Genomic DNA, 2,580 nt, shown 5'->3' on the forward strand with positions numbered 1-2,580 from the left:
GGGCGCCGCCCGTGCCGAGGGCGGCCGGCACCGACCGTGGGCGCCTCAGGACGGGGCCGCCGGACCGCAGCCACGGCCCGGCCGCGACGAGACCGGCGCCGAGCAGCACGGGGCCGAGCGCCGCCCACAGTCCCGTGGCGGTCGTCCGGTCGAGCAGGCCGCGCTGCACGTCGTCGACGAGCCGGGCCAGACTCGGCGGCCAGCTGCCCGGCGGGTCCACGATCCGTCCGCCCGTGGCCAGGCGGAGCACGCAGAAGGCGAGCGCGGCGAGGGCGCCGCCCACCAGCAGGGGCGGACCGAGGCGGGCCGGTCTGCCGCCCGGCCGCGCGGGCGTCAGGAGCCACAGCGCGGCCAGGGAGCCGACGAGGGCGAGGGCCGCGACGAGCTCGGCGAGACCGAGCCCCGCCGCCGTGTAGGGGCGCAGCCGGTGCAGCGGCGCGAGTCCGTCCCCCGCGGACTCCAGGGCAGGGGTGAGGTCCCAGGTCGTCCCGTGCACGCGCAGCCGCAGCTCCTGCCCGGCGGCCCGGGTGCGGTCCGAGACCACGGCGGGGGCGAGCACGGCCAGCGCGGTGGCCACGTCCCCGTCGGCCAGCGCGGTCTCCGTCTCGGGCCGCAGCTGCTCGCGCCGGCTCTCGGGCACCGTGCGCAGCAGCGCGTCGGCGACCTGCGCGGCCTGCGCCTCGGTGAGCGGGAAGGTGGGCAGTCCCGCGGGGGCGCGGCCCTCGGACAGCTCGCGCAGGGCCGTCGACAGATCGGCGGAGAAGCGGGCGAAGTCGGGCTCGGGCCGGTCCTGGAGACCGGCGACGAGATCACCGAAGTACGTGTGTGCCAGGTCGTCGAGCTGCGCGAGGACGGGGGCCAGGTCCACCGCGATCCGCAGCCGGTCGCGCTCCCCGGCGAGGTAGCCGACGACCGCGTCGATCTGCTGGCGTGTCAGGTCGCGGACGGTGGCCGGAGGCAGCACCAGTTTGATGTTGGACGTCACCTGCGCCTCGGGCACGGGCAGTCCGGCGAGCAGGTCGCGTGCCACCGGCGCGGCCACGGGGTCCACCAGGACCTCGTCGTAGAGCCGGTCGTAGGTGTGCTCCCGGTCCAGGACGGCGGCGTGGAAGGCGGGGGAGAGCACGGTCGCGCGCAGCGTCGCCGTGGTGACGACGGTGAACGTCGCGAGCACGGCGACCAGCCAGGCCACGGCCGGCCACACCCGCCGTCCCACGGGCGGTCAGAAGTCGACGGGGTCGCGGACGACGGGGCAGGTCATGCAGTGCCCGCCGCCGCGGCCGCGGCCCAGTTCGGCGCCGACGATGGTGATGACCTCGACGCCCGCCTTGCGCAGCAGGGCGTTGGTCTGGGTGTTGCGGTCGTAGGTGAAGACGACGCCGGGTTCGAGGGCCACCGCGTTGTTGCCGCTGTCCCACTGCTGGCGCTCCGAGGCGTACACGTCGCCGCCCGTCTCGATGACCCGGAGCCCGGGCAGGCCGAGGGCCTTGGCGACGACGTCGACGAACGGGGTCGCGCCCTCGTCGGTGAGGGCGAGGCCGGGCGCGCGGTCGGACGGCCGCAGCGTGAACGTGTGCACCGAGTCCATGATCCGCGGGTACAGCGTGACGATGTCGCGGTCCGCGAAGGTGAAGACCGTGTCGAGGTGCATCGCCGAGCGCAGCTTGGGCATCCCCGCGACGACGATCTGCTCGGCGGCACCGTTCTCGAACAGCGCCCGCGCGACCTGGGTGATGGCCTGCCGGGAGGTCCGCTCGCTCATGCCCATCAGGACGACGCCGTTGCCGACCGGCATGATGTCGCCGCCCTCGAACGTGGCCTGCCCCCAGGCCAGTTCGGGATCGCCCCACCACACGCGCGAGCCGGTGAAGTCCGGGTGGAAGAGGTAGACCGCCTTCATGAGCAGCGTCTCGTCGTGCCGGGCCGGCCAGTACAGCGGGTTGAGGGTGAGCCCTCCGTACAGCCAGCACGTGGTGTCCCGGGTGTAGAGGGTGTTGGGCAGGGGCGGCATCAGGTACTCGCGCACACCGGTCGACTCGCGCGCCAGGGCGACGTACGGCGAGCGGTAGTCGTCGGGCAGGTCGGTGGTGGCGAGACCGCCGATGAGGTGCTCGGCGAGCAGCCGCGGGTCCAGCGACTCCAGGAAGGCGCGGGTGGAGTCGATGAGCCCGACCCCGACCTGGTTCGCGGTGATCTTCCGGTCGAGGAGCCAGGACCTGGCCTCCGGGATCGCCATGGTGGCGGCGAGGACGTCGTGCAGTTCGAGGACGTCGACGCCGCGCCCGCGCAGCTCGGCGACGAAGTCGGCGTGGTCGCGCTGGGCGTTCTCCACCCACATGACGTCGTCGAAGAGCAGGTCGTCCGAGTTGGTCGGGGTGAGCCTGCGGTGGGCGAGTCCCGGGGCGCAGACGAGGACCTTGCGCAGCCGGCCCACCTCGGAGTGGACGCCGTACGCGGAGGAGGGACGGGTGTCTTGGTCGGTCACGGTGTGCCTTCCCGGGGTCAGAGGCTGATCCAGCCGGCGGCCAGGGCCACGACGCCGATCACGGCGCCGGCCACGGAGACCGCGAGGACGACGAG

1 protein-coding gene and 1 pseudogene are annotated in these 2,580 nt (G+C 74.3%); both read right to left on the minus strand.

The features are described 5' to 3' along the window. Positions 1 to 1,192, minus strand: a pseudogene (locus tag GTW43_RS26930) (hypothetical protein); the annotation flags it as partial. A gap of 30 nt (positions 1,193 to 1,222) precedes the next feature. Then, positions 1,223 to 2,485, minus strand: a complete 1,263-nt coding sequence (locus GTW43_RS26935) for an arginine deiminase (protein WP_161304562.1) — start codon at positions 2,483 to 2,485, stop codon at positions 1,223 to 1,225. Positions 2,486 to 2,580 lie beyond the last annotated feature (95 nt).

Source organism: Streptomyces sp. SID5785, assembly GCF_009870065.1.
Classification (GTDB): Bacteria; Actinomycetota; Actinomycetes; order Streptomycetales; family Streptomycetaceae; genus Streptomyces.